Source organism: Clostridium ragsdalei P11, from assembly GCF_001675165.1.
In the GTDB taxonomy this organism is placed as follows: Bacteria; Bacillota; Clostridia; order Clostridiales; family Clostridiaceae; genus Clostridium_B; species Clostridium_B ragsdalei.
The window spans coordinates 294,579-310,302 of record NZ_LROS01000011.1 but is presented as its reverse complement, the minus strand read 5'-3'; the positions used below and the strand labels follow the sequence as shown (position 1 = coordinate 310,302).

The 15,724-nt window shown below is 30.6% G+C and carries 19 protein-coding genes; all 19 read left to right on the top strand.

Annotated features, from left to right (window positions below; genetic code table 11):
* The first annotated feature begins 50 nt into the window (after positions 1-50).
* The 19 genes from fliJ to CLRAG_RS06365 all read left to right on the top strand — a co-directional run bounded on the left by fliJ (position 51) and on the right by CLRAG_RS06365 (position 15,718).
* Positions 51-488, top strand: a complete 438-nt coding sequence (gene fliJ / locus CLRAG_RS06455) for a flagellar export protein FliJ (protein WP_065077634.1) — start codon at positions 51-53, stop codon at positions 486-488.
* A 28-nt stretch (positions 489-516) separates the two neighbouring features.
* The gene (locus CLRAG_RS06450; protein ID WP_065077633.1) at positions 517-2,091 is read left to right on the top strand and encodes a flagellar hook-length control protein FliK; all 1,575 of its coding nucleotides are present in this window, start codon (positions 517-519) and stop codon (positions 2,089-2,091) included.
* Between the two features lie 29 nt (positions 2,092-2,120).
* Positions 2,121-2,840 (top strand): flagellar hook assembly protein FlgD, encoded by a 720-nt coding sequence (locus CLRAG_RS06445; RefSeq protein WP_083985579.1) that lies wholly within the window; start codon positions 2,121-2,123, stop codon positions 2,838-2,840.
* Between the two features lie 18 nt (positions 2,841-2,858).
* Positions 2,859-3,263 carry a TIGR02530 family flagellar biosynthesis protein gene (locus CLRAG_RS06440; protein WP_065077632.1) on the top strand — a complete coding sequence of 135 codons (405 nt, stop codon included), beginning with the start codon at positions 2,859-2,861 and terminating at the stop codon, positions 3,261-3,263.
* Positions 3,264-3,351: 88 nt separating this feature from the next.
* A complete protein-coding gene (locus CLRAG_RS06435) occupies positions 3,352-4,299 on the top strand; it encodes a flagellar hook-basal body protein (protein ID WP_065077631.1) in 948 nt (315 codons plus the stop codon).
* Positions 4,300-4,557: 258 nt separating this feature from the next.
* A complete protein-coding gene (locus CLRAG_RS06430; protein ID WP_065077630.1) occupies positions 4,558-4,752 on the top strand; it encodes a flagellar FlbD family protein in 195 nt (64 codons plus the stop codon).
* Between the two features lie 42 nt (positions 4,753-4,794).
* Positions 4,795-5,319 (top strand): flagellar basal body-associated FliL family protein, encoded by a 525-nt coding sequence (locus CLRAG_RS06425; RefSeq protein ID WP_065077629.1) that lies wholly within the window; start codon positions 4,795-4,797, stop codon positions 5,317-5,319.
* A gap of 34 nt (positions 5,320-5,353) precedes the next feature.
* Positions 5,354-5,758 (top strand): flagellar biosynthetic protein FliO, encoded by a 405-nt coding sequence (locus tag CLRAG_RS06420; RefSeq protein ID WP_065077628.1) that lies wholly within the window; start codon positions 5,354-5,356, stop codon positions 5,756-5,758.
* Entirely contained in the window at positions 5,755-6,555 is an 801-nt protein-coding gene (fliP, locus tag CLRAG_RS06415; RefSeq protein ID WP_154104945.1) for a flagellar type III secretion system pore protein FliP, read from the top strand. Before CLRAG_RS06420 ends, fliP begins: the two co-directional genes overlap by 4 nt.
* A 10-nt stretch (positions 6,556-6,565) precedes the next feature.
* A complete protein-coding gene (gene fliQ / locus CLRAG_RS06410) occupies positions 6,566-6,835 on the top strand; it encodes a flagellar biosynthesis protein FliQ (protein ID WP_065077626.1) in 270 nt (89 codons plus the stop codon).
* Positions 6,836-6,869: 34 nt separating this feature from the next.
* Positions 6,870-8,690: a fused FliR family export protein/FlhB family type III secretion system protein gene (locus CLRAG_RS06405; protein WP_065077625.1), complete on the top strand. Its 1,821-nt coding sequence runs from the start codon at positions 6,870-6,872 to the stop codon at positions 8,688-8,690.
* A 4-nt stretch (positions 8,691-8,694) separates the two neighbouring features.
* Positions 8,695-10,761 (top strand): flagellar biosynthesis protein FlhA, encoded by a 2,067-nt coding sequence (gene flhA, locus CLRAG_RS06400; RefSeq protein WP_065077624.1) that lies wholly within the window; start codon positions 8,695-8,697, stop codon positions 10,759-10,761.
* On the top strand, positions 10,761-11,954 hold the full coding sequence (gene flhF / locus CLRAG_RS06395) for a flagellar biosynthesis GTPase FlhF (RefSeq protein WP_065077623.1): 1,194 nt from the start codon (positions 10,761-10,763) through the stop codon (positions 11,952-11,954). The genes flhA and flhF overlap by 1 nt, the downstream gene beginning before the upstream one ends.
* Entirely contained in the window at positions 11,948-12,826 is an 879-nt protein-coding gene (locus CLRAG_RS06390; protein ID WP_065077622.1) for a MinD/ParA family protein, read from the top strand. Before flhF ends, CLRAG_RS06390 begins: the two co-directional genes overlap by 7 nt.
* Before the next feature lie 14 nt (positions 12,827-12,840).
* Positions 12,841-13,512, top strand: a complete 672-nt coding sequence (locus tag CLRAG_RS06385) for a flagellar brake protein (RefSeq protein ID WP_065077621.1) — start codon at positions 12,841-12,843, stop codon at positions 13,510-13,512.
* A 3-nt stretch (positions 13,513-13,515) separates the two neighbouring features.
* The gene (locus CLRAG_RS06380; RefSeq protein ID WP_065077620.1) at positions 13,516-14,241 is read left to right on the top strand and encodes a FliA/WhiG family RNA polymerase sigma factor; all 726 of its coding nucleotides are present in this window, start codon (positions 13,516-13,518) and stop codon (positions 14,239-14,241) included.
* A gap of 27 nt (positions 14,242-14,268) precedes the next feature.
* Positions 14,269-14,757, top strand: coding sequence for a hypothetical protein (locus CLRAG_RS06375; protein ID WP_065077619.1), 489 nt, complete (start codon positions 14,269-14,271; stop codon positions 14,755-14,757).
* Positions 14,758-14,759: 2 nt separating this feature from the next.
* Positions 14,760-14,954 (top strand): hypothetical protein, encoded by a 195-nt coding sequence (locus CLRAG_RS06370; protein WP_035788091.1) that lies wholly within the window; start codon positions 14,760-14,762, stop codon positions 14,952-14,954.
* Positions 14,951-15,718: a flagellar basal-body rod protein FlgG gene (locus CLRAG_RS06365; protein WP_065077618.1), complete on the top strand. Its 768-nt coding sequence runs from the start codon at positions 14,951-14,953 to the stop codon at positions 15,716-15,718. Before CLRAG_RS06370 ends, CLRAG_RS06365 begins: the two co-directional genes overlap by 4 nt.
* Positions 15,719-15,724 lie beyond the last annotated feature (6 nt).

The following is a 15,724-nucleotide window of genomic DNA, read 5'->3' as shown; positions in this document are numbered from 1 at the left end:
TAAATTGTGAATTGTGCATTGTGAACTGTGAATTGAATAGAGGGGGATATATGGGTAAATATAAATTTAGGCTTCAAAAATTACTTGACATAAGAATAGACAAGGAAGAAGAAAGCAAAAGAGAATTTCAGCAGGCTAAAAGAGAAAGCTTGAAAGTAAAAGAAAAACTAGATTTATTAAAAGCTAATTATGAGAAATACAATAATATGTCTAACTTTAAAAGTGTTATTGAGCAAAAAATAACCCATAAATATTTAAAAGCTTTAGTTTACAGTATAGATAATGCCCAAATTGAACTAAAGGATAAAGAAAAAGTAGTTGATATGAAGAGAAATGAACTTCAAAAGAGGCAAATAGATAGGAAAACAGTGGATATTTTAAAGGAAAAGCAAGAAACTGCCTTTATAAAAGAGCAGAATAGAATAGAACAGAAGGCAAATGATGAATTTGCCCTTTATGGGTTTATTAGAAATGTTCAAAATACATAGTTTTTTACTTTGAAAGGAGGTGAAATAAATGAATGTAAATATGTTAAATTTGATGTCTTCTATGAATGTACAAGCACCAAAAGTTAAATCAAGTTCTTTAAGTGAAAATAATGACTTTGCTTCTTTTGTTAAATCCAGCAGTAGTGATAATAGCAGTAAGATGGATACTAAAGACACTACGTATAAAGCATCTAATGAATCTATAGATAAAAATAATAGCGTAAGTGTAGAGAGAAATACAACAAAAATACAATCGTCAGATTCCCATAGCAAAAATAAAAATGATATAGATAGTGAACAAAATGATGATTCTAAAATTGAAACTCATTTAAAAAAAGCTGGATTTACAGATGAAGAAATAGCAGATATTAAACAGAAGATTAAAGAGGGAAGTATAGATAAAAACAGTGTACTTTCACTTTTAAGTTTGCTATTTGGAAATAATCAGGATATTCAAAGTAAATCAAATAATTTTTTAAATACAGTGACTAAAGAATTGAGTGATGAAATTTCAAACATTTTAAAAGATGAAAATTCGTCAGGGTCATCAAAAGGAAATTATCTGCAATTTATTTTAAACCAGGAAATATCCAAAAGCCTTAGTGATACTTCAAATAAAGATATAGCAGCTAATATTAAGGATGTTTTGAATAAGACGGTAGATAAGAAACTTGATTTCTTAGTGGATGTTTTAAATAATTTTGATAAAAGTGGACAACTTACTCAAAAGCTTTCTCAAAAAATAACAGATAATATTGTATCAAAATTATCCGGTCTTGTTGCAAATTCAACTGAAAATGATATAAGTGGTTTAAAATCTCAAATATACACTGAACTTTTACAAAAGTTAAATCCCAAACTAGCAGACAATTTAAATTCAGGAAAAAATGTATCAGGAAACAATTTGTTTCAAATTATAAATCAAAATAGACAAATGATTGAGAATTTGGATACAACAGGTAGCTCTCTTCAAAATTCTTCAAATAGTGAAAGTGGTAACGAAAACTCTACTGGAAGTAACAGTAAAAGTACTGACATATTAAATAAAATACTAGGCGGTGATGGAGAAGATACTAAGGACAGTAAAATTTCTAAAGCAGTTAATTTTATGACGCAATTTAATAATGTTAAGGGAGACAATATACTTGTAAATGGTGAGAATGTACAAAATCTTAATTTGAATAAGGCTACTTTTAATTCAGATATGATAAAAACACTCAGGTATATGGACTTAAATAATGTGAAACAGTTAACTGTTAAAATTAATCCTAAGGAATTGGGAGATATAACTATAAATCTTGTTATGGAAGAAGGAAAGATGAAAGCAGTTCTTACAGCTTCAAACAAAGATGCCTATAATCTTTTAAATTCAAATATGCAGGATTTGTCAAATAAACTTCAGAATAATGACATAAAAGTCCAGAGTTTTTCATTGAACTTATATCATGAAGACACAACTTTCTTCAAAAATGGAAGTAATGGAAATCAGAATCAAGATAATGAAAAAAAGAGTAAAAATTTAGCCGTAAATAGCATACAAGATGAAGATGCTCCAGAGGAAAATGACTATTATAGTGACAGCAATGTAAATATGCTGGCCTAGTTTCAAATTTAGTAAAGGAGGAAAACAAAATGCCTATTCCAGGTACAGATAACACTAGTACCAATCAGAAAAGTTATTCTTATCCCATTTCTACTGATAAGAGTTCAGATACTACTTCAAATGGAACTAAAGTAGTTAAAAAGAAAAATGATATAGACAAAAACATGTTTTTAAAAATACTATCTGCAGAACTTGCGAATCAAGATCCAACTAGCAGTGATTCTCAAAGTTCAACTCAGTATATAAGTCAGCTTGCACAATTTTCATCTCTAGAACAGATGGCAAACTTAAATAGTTCAACTAAGATGGGTACTGCAAATTCACTTATGAATAAATATGTGACTTTTAGTGATACAGATGAGCAGGGAAATAATATAAGTGGACAGGTAGTTGGAGTTATTAAAGATGGAGATGATATAGAGCTTAATGTGCTTATGGGACAGGGAAAAGACAAAGATGGAAATATAGTTGATAAATATGAAAAGTTCAACATAGATGATGCAAAAAAGATTGTTGATTTAGGAGATACAACTAATTTCACTGTTAGTAATAACATGTTGTTAAATGCAACTTCACTTATAGGAAAAAAGGTTAATGTAGATGAGAAAGATTCCAGTGGAAATAATTATAGTGGGATTGTTCAATCAGTATCAAGACTATTTGGTGGAGTAACAGTAAAAGTAAAACTTTCAGATGGAAGTACGAAGGATTTTGATTTTAAGGACGTCTCAGACGTAGAAAATTCATAGATAAGCAGGTGAATATCTATGAGCTATAGAGTTATTAATGGTAAGTTGTATTTTGCAGCGGATTTAAAAGCAGTATGTAATGAGAAAAATAGTACAAGAAATAATTTAAATGATTCTAAAGACAAAATATCCTTTAAAGATACTTTAACTAGTGAAATTAGCAAAGATACAAGTTTTACTATATCAAATCATGCAGCAGAAAGGCTGAAGAGCAGAAATATAAATTTAAATGAAAATGACATGAAAAATATAAATTCTGCTATAAATAAGGCAGAAAATAGAGGATGCAGTGAATCTGCTCTACTTTATAAAAATTCAATATTTATTACATCTATAAAAAATAGAACAGTAATTACAGCGCTGGATAAGAATTCAAGTAACGACAATATATTTACTAACATAGATAGTTTAATAATAGTATAAAAAATGGCTGGACCTAAGTGGAAGCCATGTTCTGTGGAGTGAAGGAAGCAGGACAACAATATATTAATAAAAAATTGGAGGAAAAAATATGTTACCATCATTGTACACAGCAATTAGTGGACTTAGAGTAAATCAGCAAAAGTTAAATGTAACGTCAGATAACATAGCGAATTCATCTACTACGGGTTTTAAATCTAAAAATATGATTTTTGAAGATATGCTGAGTCAAAATCTTTCCGATCCAAGTGCACCAGTAAGTGGTGGTCTTGGAGGAATAAATGGAAGACAAAGTGGCCTTGGAGTTAAAATGGCAGGTATAAATACGGATTTTACTGCAGGAAGTACCCAGACTACCAATAGAAGTTTGGATTTTATGGCAAATAAGGGAGGAAGCTATTTTGTAGTTAGTCCTGATGGAGATACTAGTGGCGACAATACTAGTGGCAGCACGGATACTACTACTAAAAGTTATTATTATACAAGAGATGGAGCCTTTACCTTAGATGAAGCAGGTAATCTTTTGACCCAAGCTGGATATCATGTTATGGGATATGATGTAAGTTCTGACAATACTACTAGTACAGATACTGCTAATAAGCCACCAACAAAATGTCTTAAAATTGCTCAGTATTATAATGATAGCGGTGAAGCTGAAGATACTCCTACTGATGCTACTAAGGAGAAGGTTACTTCTTGGTCTGTAGGGCCATCAACAGGAATTATAACTGTAAAAACTGCTGGTGGTGTTTCATATAATGTGGGGCAAATAGCGTTAGCTTCTTTTCAAAATGAAGGTGGCCTTGTAAAGGATGGAGGGAACCTATATGAATCATCTCCAAACTCAGGCGATGCAGCTTACGGAACCCCTGGTAAAAATTATGGCTCTCTTAATCAAGGAGCCCTTGAAATGTCAAATGTGGATTTGGCACAACAATTTACGGATATGATAGTAGCTACTAGAGCTTTTCAAGCCAATGGAAAAATAATAACTACAGATGATACTATACTTGAAGATTTAATTAACTTAAAGAGATAGACATTAATTAAAGTTGAAAGTTCAAATATCAAAGTTCAAATAATTATTATCATTAATTTGTTATTTATTCTTTGTTATTTGTTCTTTAGTAAAAGGTGATAAGTGACAAAGTTAGTGAAAAGATGTCACTTATCACTAAAAAATTACATTTTAGAATAATAGAGACGTTTTAAATCCTTGTTAAATGAAAAAATTGTACATATCAACTCAAATTGGAATTATAATATAATATATAACAGTACATTTAGGAGGACTTTTATGATAAGATTAACTGGACTCGACAATAAAGAATTTATCGTAAATGCAGATATTATAGAAAAATTAGAAGCTATACCTGAAAGTTTAATAACTTTAACTAATGGCAAAAAATATTTAGTAAAAGAATCTAATGATGAAATAGTAGAAAAAGTTATAAAATATAAAAGAAAAATATACACAGGAAATTTTCAATGAATTGTGCATTGTGAATTGTGAATTAAGTAAGGGGGATACACTATGGAAAATAAAGCAGAAAAAAAAGGCTCATCTAAAATTAAAATTATTGCTATAGGTATATTAATATTGGCGGTGGTAGCAGGAGGAGCCTTTTTTGGATATAATACTTTTCTAAAAGACAAAAAAAACACTACTAAAAATACTGTACAACAGCTTAATACTCAGCAGGTTGTAAATAATGGACAAACTACTGGAACAGTTGTAAATTCATTAGATCAGGTTGTATCTTCCCAAACTTTTCAACTTGATGAGATTACGGTGAACCTGGCAGATGAAGGTGGAAACAGATATTTAAAGGTTGCAGTTTACTTAGGATTTAATGAAAAAAAGCTTACATCTGAATTGACTGCCAAAAAACCAATTGTAACCGATGCGGTTATTCAAATTTTAAGAACAAAGAAAGCAGCAGATATAAGTGCTAAAAATATGAACAATATAAAATTGGAAATAATTCAAAAAATAAATCCTATGCTGGAAAAAGGACAACTAAACAATGTATATTTTACAGACATTGTAATTCAATAATACTTTTGTAAGTTTATCCTAAAGGAGAATATAAATGGATTTACAATTTATGTGGATGATTTTTAGAACAGTAATAGCTCTTCTATTTGTAATTTTTTTAATATATATTTCTGCAAAATATGGTGGAGAAAAACTTAAGAATGTTCAAAAGGGTAAATTTATAAGAATAATGGAAAGAGAACAACTGTCAAAAGAAAATAGTTTACTTGTAGTAAAAATAGGAGAAAAAATGCATGTTGTATCTTCTGCATCAGGAAAAATTGAAATAATATATGAATTGAATGAAGAAGAAATTTCGAAGTTTAAAAATAGAAGTACTATACCAGAATATAAAAATTTAAAAGATTTTTATACAAGATCAGGAATGGAGCAATTAGTTAAAAGAGCAAGTGACAAGTTAACTTTAAAAAAACTTATAGATAAAAAGGAAGATAAATGATGAACAGTAGAGATAAAAAGATTTTTATAACTATTTCAATTTTAATATTTGTCATTCTTGTTTTCAAAGCACATAGTGTATATGCAGCTCCAGATGCATCACAGGCAATGCCAATACCAAATATAAATGTATCTATGGATAATGCAGGTACTTCTACTCCACAGCAGTATGTACAAAATATAAAATTGCTTATATTTCTGACAATTATAACATTGCTTCCATCTTTTGCAATGATGATGACAAGTTTTGTAAGAATTATAGTTGTATTTGGTTTTTTGAGAAGTGCCATGGGAACACAGCAGTCACCTCCAAATTCAATTTTGATTGGACTTGCACTATTTATGACAATTTTTATTATGTATCCTGTTTATTCAAAAATAAACACAAATGCTATCGTACCTTATATGCAAAATAAAATAACCCAGGAACAGGCAATAAATGAAGGGGCTAAACCAATTAGAAGTTTCATGCTTAAGCAGACATATAAAAAAGATTTACAGCTATTTATAGATCAAGCTAAATTAAATTATAAGGTTACTGCAGATGGACAAAACGCTCCACTCTATGTAGTAGTTCCGGCCTATATGATAAGTGAACTTAAAACTGCCTTTAAAATAGGATTCTTAATATATATACCGTTTATGGTAATAGATATGGTGGTATCGAGTGTGCTTATGGCTATGGGAATGTTCATGCTTCCACCAACTATGATATCTCTGGCATTTAAACTACTTTTATTTGTAATGGTAGATGGATGGTATTTACTTGTAAAATCTTTAATTATAGGCTTTTCATGAGGTGAATTGAATGAGTGAAAACATGGTAATTAGTATTATAAAAGATGCAGTACAAACGGGACTTATGGTAGGAGCTCCTATACTTATAGTTTCAGTAGTGGTAGGTCTTATAATAAGTATATTTCAAGCCACTACTCAGATACAGGAACAAACACTTACTTTTGTTCCTAAGCTTATTGCAGTAGCTGTAATAGGACTTATTTCAGGAAGCTGGATGTTACAGCAAATAGTAGCTTTTACTGAGAGAATTTTTACGTATATATCCCATATAACACAATGAACATTGCTGCAAAGTATAATTGGAGTGGAATAAATTGATAAATACATTATATTTTACCGCCTTAATTTTAGTATCAATAAGAATTTTTTCTTTTTTCGTATTGGTTCCAATATTTTTTCCAAGTGGAATTCCAAATGTAGTTAAAGTGGGACTCACAGTAGTTATGGCATATATATTGATGCCAGGTATAGATTATGCTTCCATAAGCAGTATAGATAATACTATGTTTTTTGTAATGAATTGCTTAAATGAAGCGGCAGCAGGTCTTACCCTTGGATTTTTAACTAGCTTATGTTTTTCTATGGTGAGAATAGCGGGAAGCCTTATGGATATGCAAATGGGATTTGCTATGGTTAGTATGTTTGATCCTACTTCAAATAGTAATACGACTTTAATTGAGCGTTTACTTTATTGGTTTAGTTTGGTTATTTTCTTTATAGTAGATGGACACCATATGCTTATAAAATCTTTAATTCAAAGTTTTAGTGTAATAAAACTTGGAAGTTTCTTTTTAAATCAAGATTCAATTAATATAATTTTTAAAGCCTTTATAGAGTACTTTGGCATTGCAATTCAAATAGGAATACCTATAGTTTTAATACTCCTATTTACAGATTTGACAATGTCACTTATAGCTAGAACAGTTCCACAGTTAAATATAATGATATTGGGATTGCCTATTAAAGTACTTATAGGGTTTGCATCATTTTGTTTTGCACTTCCAATTTTTCTTAAATTAATAGAACATTTATTTACAGCTATACCTAATTCTATAGATGCTTTTTATAAGGCGTTACCAGTGCTTTTAATATTTGCAAAGGATGATAAGACAGAAGAGGCTACTCCTAAAAAGAAAAGTGATTCTAGAAAAAAAGGTCAGATAGCTAGAAGTAAAGAAATAGGACTTACTATGACACTGCTTGCATCAACTTTAGTTATAGCAGTTCTAGGAGGATATGTTGGAACATCTCTTGGTTCCACAATGGTAGCCTTTTTAAATGACTATATAAATACATCGCTTGATTACAGTAGTGTAAATAAAATACTATTTATAACCATATGGAGAATAGCTATAGTTTTTCTACCTATAGCAGTTCCAATACTTGTGATAGGAGTATTGGCAAATATGATTCAAACAAGAGGGCTTATAACTTTTGAAACCTTAAAACCGGATTTTTCAAAATTAAATCCTATAAATGGATTTAAAAGAATGTTTTCTGCTAGGTCTGTTATGGAACTTTTGAAGGATACCACTATAGTGTCTATAGTAGGATACGTAGGGTACAAATTTATAAAAGACAATTATATGTATATATTAAACTTAGGACAATTGGACTCTAGGGCTGTAGCAAAGGCTATAGGAAGTTTAGCTGTGGGTATATTTTTTAGAATAACTTTAATTATGCTTATAATTGCAATTCTTGATTATATGTTTCAAAGATATCAATATAATAAAGACCTTAGGATGTCAAAGCAGGAAATCAAAGAAGAATTTAAACAGGATGAAGGAGATCCACAAATAAAGAGCAAGAGAAGACAAAAGCAGAGAGAACTAGCTATGCGAAGAATGATGCAGGAAGTGCCAAAGGCTACTGTAGTAGTTACAAATCCTACTCATGTTGCTGTAGCTTTAAAATATGAAGAGGGACAAAATGCACCTGTCCTTGTGGCAAAGGGATTAGATGCTGTAGCTCTTAAGATAAAAGAAATAGCAAAAGACAATGATGTGCCAATAATTGAAAACAGGCCACTTGCAAGGCTTATATATAAAGAGGTTGAAATTGATATGGAGATACCAGCTGAGATGTATCAGACAGTGGCGGAAATACTTGCGTTGGTTTACAAGATGAGGTGATATTTTGGAAAGAAGTAAAAAAAAGTTTAAACTAAAAGATAACTTAGATATAATAATGGCATTAGTAGTTATTACAGTAGTGTTTATGATTATAATTCCAATGCCTGCACAACTTTTAGATGTATTAATTTCATTTAATATAACACTGTCTATAATAATTATACTTTTAACCTTGTTTACTACGGAAGTATTACAATTTTCCATATTTCCTACTTTACTTTTAATAACTACAATTTTTAGATTGGCTTTAAATATATCCTCTACAAGACTTATACTTAGGGATGGAGATGCAGGGGAAGTCATAAATGCTTTTGGCAGCTTTGTAGTAGGAGATAATTATATAGTAGGGGTAATAATATTCATGATTATAATTATCATACAGTTTGTTGTAATAACAAATGGTTCCGGCAGGGTTGCTGAAGTTTCTGCAAGATTTACTTTAGATGCAATGCCAGGAAAACAAATGAGTATAGATGCAGATTTAAACTCTGGTTTAATTGATGAAAAAGGTGCTAAAGATAAGAGAGAAAAACTTCAAGAAGAAGCAAGCTTTTATGGAGCTATGGATGGTGCATCTAAATTTGTAAAAGGAGATGCTGTGGCATCACTTTTAATTGTAGTAATAAATATAATAGCAGGTATTGTAATAGGTATAGTAATTAAGGGAATGGGTGCTTCTGAAGCTGCCCAAACTTATGCAAAGCTTAGTATAGGTGATGGACTTGTATCTCAGGTTCCAGCATTACTTATATCTACAGCTTCAGGTATACTTGTCACCCGTTCAGGGAGTGCTGAAGGTTTTGGTACTCTTGCTATTAAACAACTGACAGGTTTTCCTAAAGTAATAGCTATTGCCGGTGCAGTGTTATTGTTTCTAGCTATAGTGCCTGGTCTTCCACATACAGCATTCTTAATTTTATCAGTAGCTTGTATGATAGCTGCATATATGCTTTACAAAGATGAAGAGCAGCATAATATGCAGCAGCAGGAAATGAAACAACAGGAAATAACTCAAATAGAGAATAAAGAACCAGAAAATGTAATGAACTTAATATCTGTGGAACCCATGGAAGTGGAAATAGGTTATGGATTAATACCACTGGCAGATGAAAGTTCAGGAGGAGATCTACTTCAGAGAATAACCTCTGTAAGAAGGCAGTGTGCTATTGAAATGGGAATAGTAGTTCAACCAATTAGAATTAGAGATAATTTGCAGTTAAATACTAATAGTTATGTAATAAAAATAAGAGGTACAGTAATTGCAAAAGGAGAGCTTATGCCAAATATGCTTCTGTGTATGGACCCTACTAATTCAAACAGTGATATTCAAGGAATAAGCACTACAGAGCCATCTTTTGGGCTTCCTGCTATATGGATAAATAAAGATCAAAGAGAAGAAGCAGAAATAAAAGGACTTACAGTAGTGGATCCTACTACGGTTATGGTAACTCATCTTACAGAGTCAATTAAAAATCATTCTTATGAATTACTTGGAAGACAGGAAGTTAAGCTTATTGTGGATTCTGTAAAGGAAAAGTATCCTACTGTAGTTGAGGAACTCATACCTGACCTTCTTACTATAGGAGAACTTCAAAAGGTACTTCAAAATCTTTTAAGAGAAAGGGTTTCTATAAAGGATATGGTAACTATTATGGAATCTCTTGCAGATAATTCAAGAAATACAAAAGATATAGAAGTACTTACAGAGTATGTTAGATTTGCATTAGGAAGAAGTATATGCAATTCACTTATAGATGAAAATGGAGTTATTACAGTAGTCACTTTATCTAAACAGCTGGAGGATTTAATAGGAAGCAATATTCAAAAGTCAATGCAGGGTTCTTTCCCAGCAGTAGATCCGGATACTACAAGTAAGATATTAAATTCAATTAAAAGTTTACTAGAATCAGTCTATTTTTATGAAAATCAACCTGTAATTTTAGTTTCACCTAATATAAGGGCACCTTTCAGGAGATTAATTGAAATGGTATTTCCATCGGTAAATGTATTATCATTAAATGAAATACCAAATGATGTAGAGATAAAAACCGAAGGAGTGGTTTCAATATAATGATCATTAAAAGATATAAAGTCAATAATATGAATGAAGCTATTACGAGAATTAGGTATGAGCTTGGGAAGGAAGCCGTAATAATAAGCCAGAGAAAAATAAGAAAACCTGGCATATTAGGTTTTTTCTCTAGAAAAATTTTAGAGGTAACTGCAGCTGTAGACAACAAGAAAAAGGAAAACAACCGTGAAGAAGAAATGCAAGACAGTATTGCGGCAATAAAAAAAATTGTAAATGATAAAATGAAAAATAACACCTTATGTAATGACGTAAAAGGTGATAAAATTATAGATAATGATACTAAAGAAAATTACAATACATCGGAGTGTAATTATGAAAATAATATAGTGGATAAAAATAACAACTCTATTATAAAAGAAATGCAGCAGATGAAAGGCATGTTAAATGAAATGATGAAGGGTTCTTATGGCAATGTAGGAAAAAGCGCATTTCAGATAAAGCTTGAAAATAGTGATTTCAATAGTAAAGTAGTGAGCACAATTTTAAATGGAGTAAATATGATAGAAGATGATAGGGATGAAGAGGAGAAGCTAAAAGAAGTAGTTACAAGTATGATAAAAGTAGAAGATAAAGTACTTGAAAACATAGTAGTATTAGTGGGACCTACAGGTGTTGGAAAAACTACTACTATTGCTAAACTTGCAGGTAGGCTTTCTCTTATTGAAAAGAAAAAAGTAGGACTTATAACTATAGATACCTATAGAATAGGTGCAGTAGAACAACTTAAAACTTATGCAGATATAATGAATATACCTTTTCAAGTAGTGTTTACCATAAAGGACATGGGAAAAGCTATAGAGAATATGTCAGATTGTGATGTGATTTTAATAGATACTACAGGAAGAAGCAGCAAAAATAAGATGCAGATATCAGAACTCAGGGCATTTATAGATAAGGTAAATACGGATAATATACATTTAGTTATAAGTTGTACTACTAAAAACAGGGATATAGATGTGATAGTAGAAGGATACAAGGAGCTTAATTATAATAATGTTATAATAACTAAATTAGATGAAACATCTACTTATGGATCTATATTAAATATTTTACAAGCTGCAAAAAAACCTATAAGTTTTGTTACTACAGGACAAAATGTACCGGAAGATATAAAAGTTATGAATACAGAGGAATTAGTTAAACTTGTACTTGGGGAGGATATTATATGCTAGACCAGGCTGAAGAGCTTAGAAAATTAGCTCAAGAGGACAAAAAGACAAGAAAAGAAAAAGTACCTAGCAGTAAAAAACCTAGGATAATAACTGTTACTTCTGGAAAAGGGGGAGTTGGAAAGAGCAATTTTGTAGTAAATGTATCTATAGCACTACAGAAGATGAAAAAAAATGTACTTATATTTGATGCAGATATGGGAATGGGTAATGACGATGTTTTAATGGGATGTTTACCTAAATATAGTGTATATGATGCCATATGTAAGAATAGAAATATAGAAGAGGTTATCATACAAGGACCTTTTGGAGTAAAATTACTTCCAGGTGGAAGGGGAATTTCAAAGATTGCAGATATAACGAAATCCCAAAAAAAAGAATTTATAAAAAAGGTATCTTTACTAGAAGATTTGGATTATATAATACTAGATACAGGTGCTGGAATAAATAGAGATGTACTAGGATTTATTGCCTGTTGTCAGGAACTTATTATAATTACTACACCAGAACCTACATCGCTTACGGATGCATATAGTTTAGCAAAAGCTGTAAGTTATTTTAAATTAAACGATTTTATACAAGTAATTATAAACAAAGCTTCTAATGTTCAAGAAGGAGAGAAAACCTTTAATAAATTTAAGAGTGTAGTAGATAGATTTTTAAATGTGGAAATAAAATATCTAGGCTGTATATTAGAAGACAAAAAACTTGTTCAGGCTGTTAGAAATCAAGTACCATTTTTGATAAATTACCCCAACTCTCAAGCTTCTAAGGATATAAATTTAATAGCTAGTAAATTGTCAGGAACTGAAATAGACAGCAGGAAAAGTAGTATACAGGATTTATTTAAAAAGATTTTTAATACTTTTTCATAAGGAGAAGGAAGAAGATGGATTCCAACATTAAGTTTACAGTTAATAGCAGAATTGAAATAGAAGTGGACAATGAAATATATAAAAGTAATATTCAGGATGTGTCAGAAGATTGTATAAGTATAAGCATACCCGTAAACAATCATAAGTATATGCCTCTTTCAAAAAGTGAAAAGGTGGATGTTATATATTATGAGGGAAAAAATGTATACAAATTTAATACTGTGGTTGTAGGGCGTAAAATAGAGAGAATACTTATGATTATACTGAAGAAACCTGAAAAAGTTCAAATTTGTCAAAGAAGAAATTTTGTAAGAGTACCTTTGATTTTGGATGTGCTGTGTGCCATTTTTCCTTTAGAAAAGGACTTATATCACTTAAATGATCAAGTTGAAGTGTTTAAAGCATGCTCTGTAGACATGAGCGGCGGCGGAATGAAAATAGTTGTAGATGTAAAAATGAAAGATAAATTAAAACATGGAGACATTATTATAGTGACGATTCCAATGGAAAATGACAGTTTAACTTTAAAAGGAAAACTAGTGAGAATTAGTAACAGCAAGGATGAAAGTAAATTGACCTGTGGATTATCTTTTATAGATATGGACAAGAATAGTAGAGAAAGAATAATAAGGGTATTATTTCAAATTATGAGACAGCACATAAAAAAAGGAGCAAAGGAGGATTAAAATATGGCTTTGGCAAATAAATTAGATATAAAAGAAGAATTGGTAAAAAAGTATCTTCCTCTAGTAAAATACATTGCTTCTAGGGTTATAATAGGAAAGACCAAATACATTGAATATGAAGATTTGGTTAGTTATGGAATGTTAGGGCTTATTGATGCAATAAACAAGTTTGATAAAGATAGGGGAATGAAATTTTCCACTTATGCGTCCATAAGAATAAAAGGTTCTATGATAGATGAACTTAGGAGAAACAGTCCTATTTCTAAAGGAGCCATGGACAAGCTTAATAAATACAATGCAGCCATGGATTCCCTTCGCATTAAACTAGGAAGAGAACCTAGAAGTGAAGAAATAGCAAATGAATTAGGTATGCCTTTGAAAAAAATGATGGAAATTGAAAATTATATAAACTATATATCTATAGTATCTCTAGAAGATTTGATATTTTCTGAAGATGATGACATTCCACTTATGGGAACTGTAGAAGATACTAAAAGTCCAAGTCCAGAAAAAAGTTTGGAGAAAAAAGAAATGCTGGAGTATTTAGCCAAAGCGTTAGATCTTTTAAATGAAAAAGATAATTTAGTTATTACCCTATACTATTATGAAAGGTTGACTTTAAAGGAAATAGGACATATATTGAATGTATCCGAGTCTAGGGTATGTCAACTTCACAGCAGGGCAATTTTACATTTGAGAAAAAACATGACTAAATTGAAGTATGTATAGAAATGTTTTTAAGAGGGAGAAAATTTTATGGTTCCAATCATATTGATTATAGCAGGAATACTTTTAGTAGTATTAAATTTTAATGCAGTACGTAAAGAAAAAAACTCTTTTCAAGACAAATTAAATGTAAAGCAAAATGAAATGGGAAACTATGAATTGGAAATTGGCAAAATAAGAAAGGAATTTGCAGAAACTATACTTGAACTTCAAAAAGAAATTGAAGATTTAAAAAAGCAGGGTAATCAGGATTTTCATGAAGCTATTTTATCTGAAGAAGTAGAGGAAAAATTGGTGGAAGAAGAAATTGAAGATATCAAAGACGATGAAGATAATACTGAAGAAGAACCAAAAAAAAGTGAAAATTCAGATAAGGCTGCTGAAGAGTATGCAAATAATATTAAAATTGATGAAATAAGAGGATTATTAAAAGATAATATTTCTGTAAGTGATATATCTGAGAAAACTGGTATTGGTAAGGGGGAAGTTCTATTAATAAAAGAATTGTATGCAAAATAAAAATGTTTTTTGATTTTTTTAGTGATAGAAAGATACTTATAGGTATAGGTATAGGTATTTTAATAACTACTTTTATAATGAGCGGTGTTAAGATCCAATACCAAATGAGTAAAAGTCAAATTGAGGATAAGGCAAGGTCAATGGGAATGCATTATCCTGATGAAATGAAAGTTATGGATAAAGGAGGAAGTAAATGATTAGAAGTTTTTACTCTGCAGTATCTGGAATGATAACTCAAGAGGCAAAACAGGATGTTATAACAAATAACCTAGCAAATGCAAATACTGTAGGATTTAAGCAGGATGATCTTGTGGTGAAAAGCTTTAATGATATGCTTTTGCAAAATTATGACAAAACAGAAGGAAATAGAAGTGTGAGAAATATAATAGGATCTATAAGTCTTGGAAGTGAAATTGATTCAGTTAAAACAGGATTTACCCAAGGATCAATAGATTCTACAGGTGTGTCTACTGATTTTGCTATTGATGGAAGAGGATTTTTTACTGTTAGGGCACAGGATGGAAGAGAGTATTATACGAGAGATGGTCATTTTCACGTAAATACAAATGGAGTACTGGTAAATGATGCGGGAGACAGTGTTTTGGCAAGAAATACTAGGACAGGTGCGTTAGGTGAAATGAATGTGGGAAATGGGAACATGATCTCAGATGATCATGGAAATATAAGTATAGACGGAACTCCAAGTTATAAGCTCTATACAGTAGATTTTAATGATTATAACACTTTGACAAAGGTTGGAAACAATTTATATACAGGAACAAATGCTGCAGAGACAAATGCTGTGGTAAGGCAGAAGTCACTTGAAAAATCTAATGTAAATATAGTAAATACAATGTCTCAATTGCTTACAACTATGAGATCTTTTGAAACTAACCAAAAGGCAGTTCAATCAATAGATGAAACTTTGGAAAAGCTAATAAATGAAGGCGGTAAAGTATAATTAATA

Excerpts from the sequence above, each read along its gene's own strand:
- CLRAG_RS06440 (WP_065077632.1), top strand. The coding sequence starts at position 2,859 with ATGAGCTATAGAGTTATTAATGGTAAGTTGTATTTTGCAGCGGATTTA.
- CLRAG_RS06425 (WP_065077629.1), top strand. The coding sequence starts at position 4,795 with ATGGAAAATAAAGCAGAAAAAAAAGGCTCATCTAAAATTAAAATTATT.
- fliJ (WP_065077634.1), top strand. The coding sequence starts at position 51 with ATGGGTAAATATAAATTTAGGCTTCAAAAATTACTTGACATAAGAATA.
- fliQ (WP_065077626.1), top strand. The coding sequence starts at position 6,566 with ATGAGTGAAAACATGGTAATTAGTATTATAAAAGATGCAGTACAAACG.
- CLRAG_RS06375 (WP_065077619.1), top strand. The coding sequence starts at position 14,269 with ATGGTTCCAATCATATTGATTATAGCAGGAATACTTTTAGTAGTATTA.
- flhF (WP_065077623.1), top strand. The coding sequence starts at position 10,761 with ATGATCATTAAAAGATATAAAGTCAATAATATGAATGAAGCTATTACG.
- fliP (WP_154104945.1), top strand. The coding sequence starts at position 5,755 with ATGATGAACAGTAGAGATAAAAAGATTTTTATAACTATTTCAATTTTA.
- CLRAG_RS06435 (WP_065077631.1), top strand. The coding sequence starts at position 3,352 with ATGTTACCATCATTGTACACAGCAATTAGTGGACTTAGAGTAAATCAG.
- CLRAG_RS06385 (WP_065077621.1), top strand. The coding sequence starts at position 12,841 with ATGGATTCCAACATTAAGTTTACAGTTAATAGCAGAATTGAAATAGAA.
- CLRAG_RS06365 (WP_065077618.1), top strand. The coding sequence starts at position 14,951 with ATGATTAGAAGTTTTTACTCTGCAGTATCTGGAATGATAACTCAAGAG.
- CLRAG_RS06420 (WP_065077628.1), top strand. The coding sequence starts at position 5,354 with ATGGATTTACAATTTATGTGGATGATTTTTAGAACAGTAATAGCTCTT.
- CLRAG_RS06390 (WP_065077622.1), top strand. The coding sequence starts at position 11,948 with ATGCTAGACCAGGCTGAAGAGCTTAGAAAATTAGCTCAAGAGGACAAA.
- CLRAG_RS06430 (WP_065077630.1), top strand. The coding sequence starts at position 4,558 with ATGATAAGATTAACTGGACTCGACAATAAAGAATTTATCGTAAATGCA.
- CLRAG_RS06450 (WP_065077633.1), top strand. The coding sequence starts at position 517 with ATGAATGTAAATATGTTAAATTTGATGTCTTCTATGAATGTACAAGCA.
- CLRAG_RS06445 (WP_083985579.1), top strand. The coding sequence starts at position 2,121 with ATGCCTATTCCAGGTACAGATAACACTAGTACCAATCAGAAAAGTTAT.
- CLRAG_RS06370 (WP_035788091.1), top strand. The coding sequence starts at position 14,760 with ATGTTTTTTGATTTTTTTAGTGATAGAAAGATACTTATAGGTATAGGT.
- CLRAG_RS06380 (WP_065077620.1), top strand. The coding sequence starts at position 13,516 with ATGGCTTTGGCAAATAAATTAGATATAAAAGAAGAATTGGTAAAAAAG.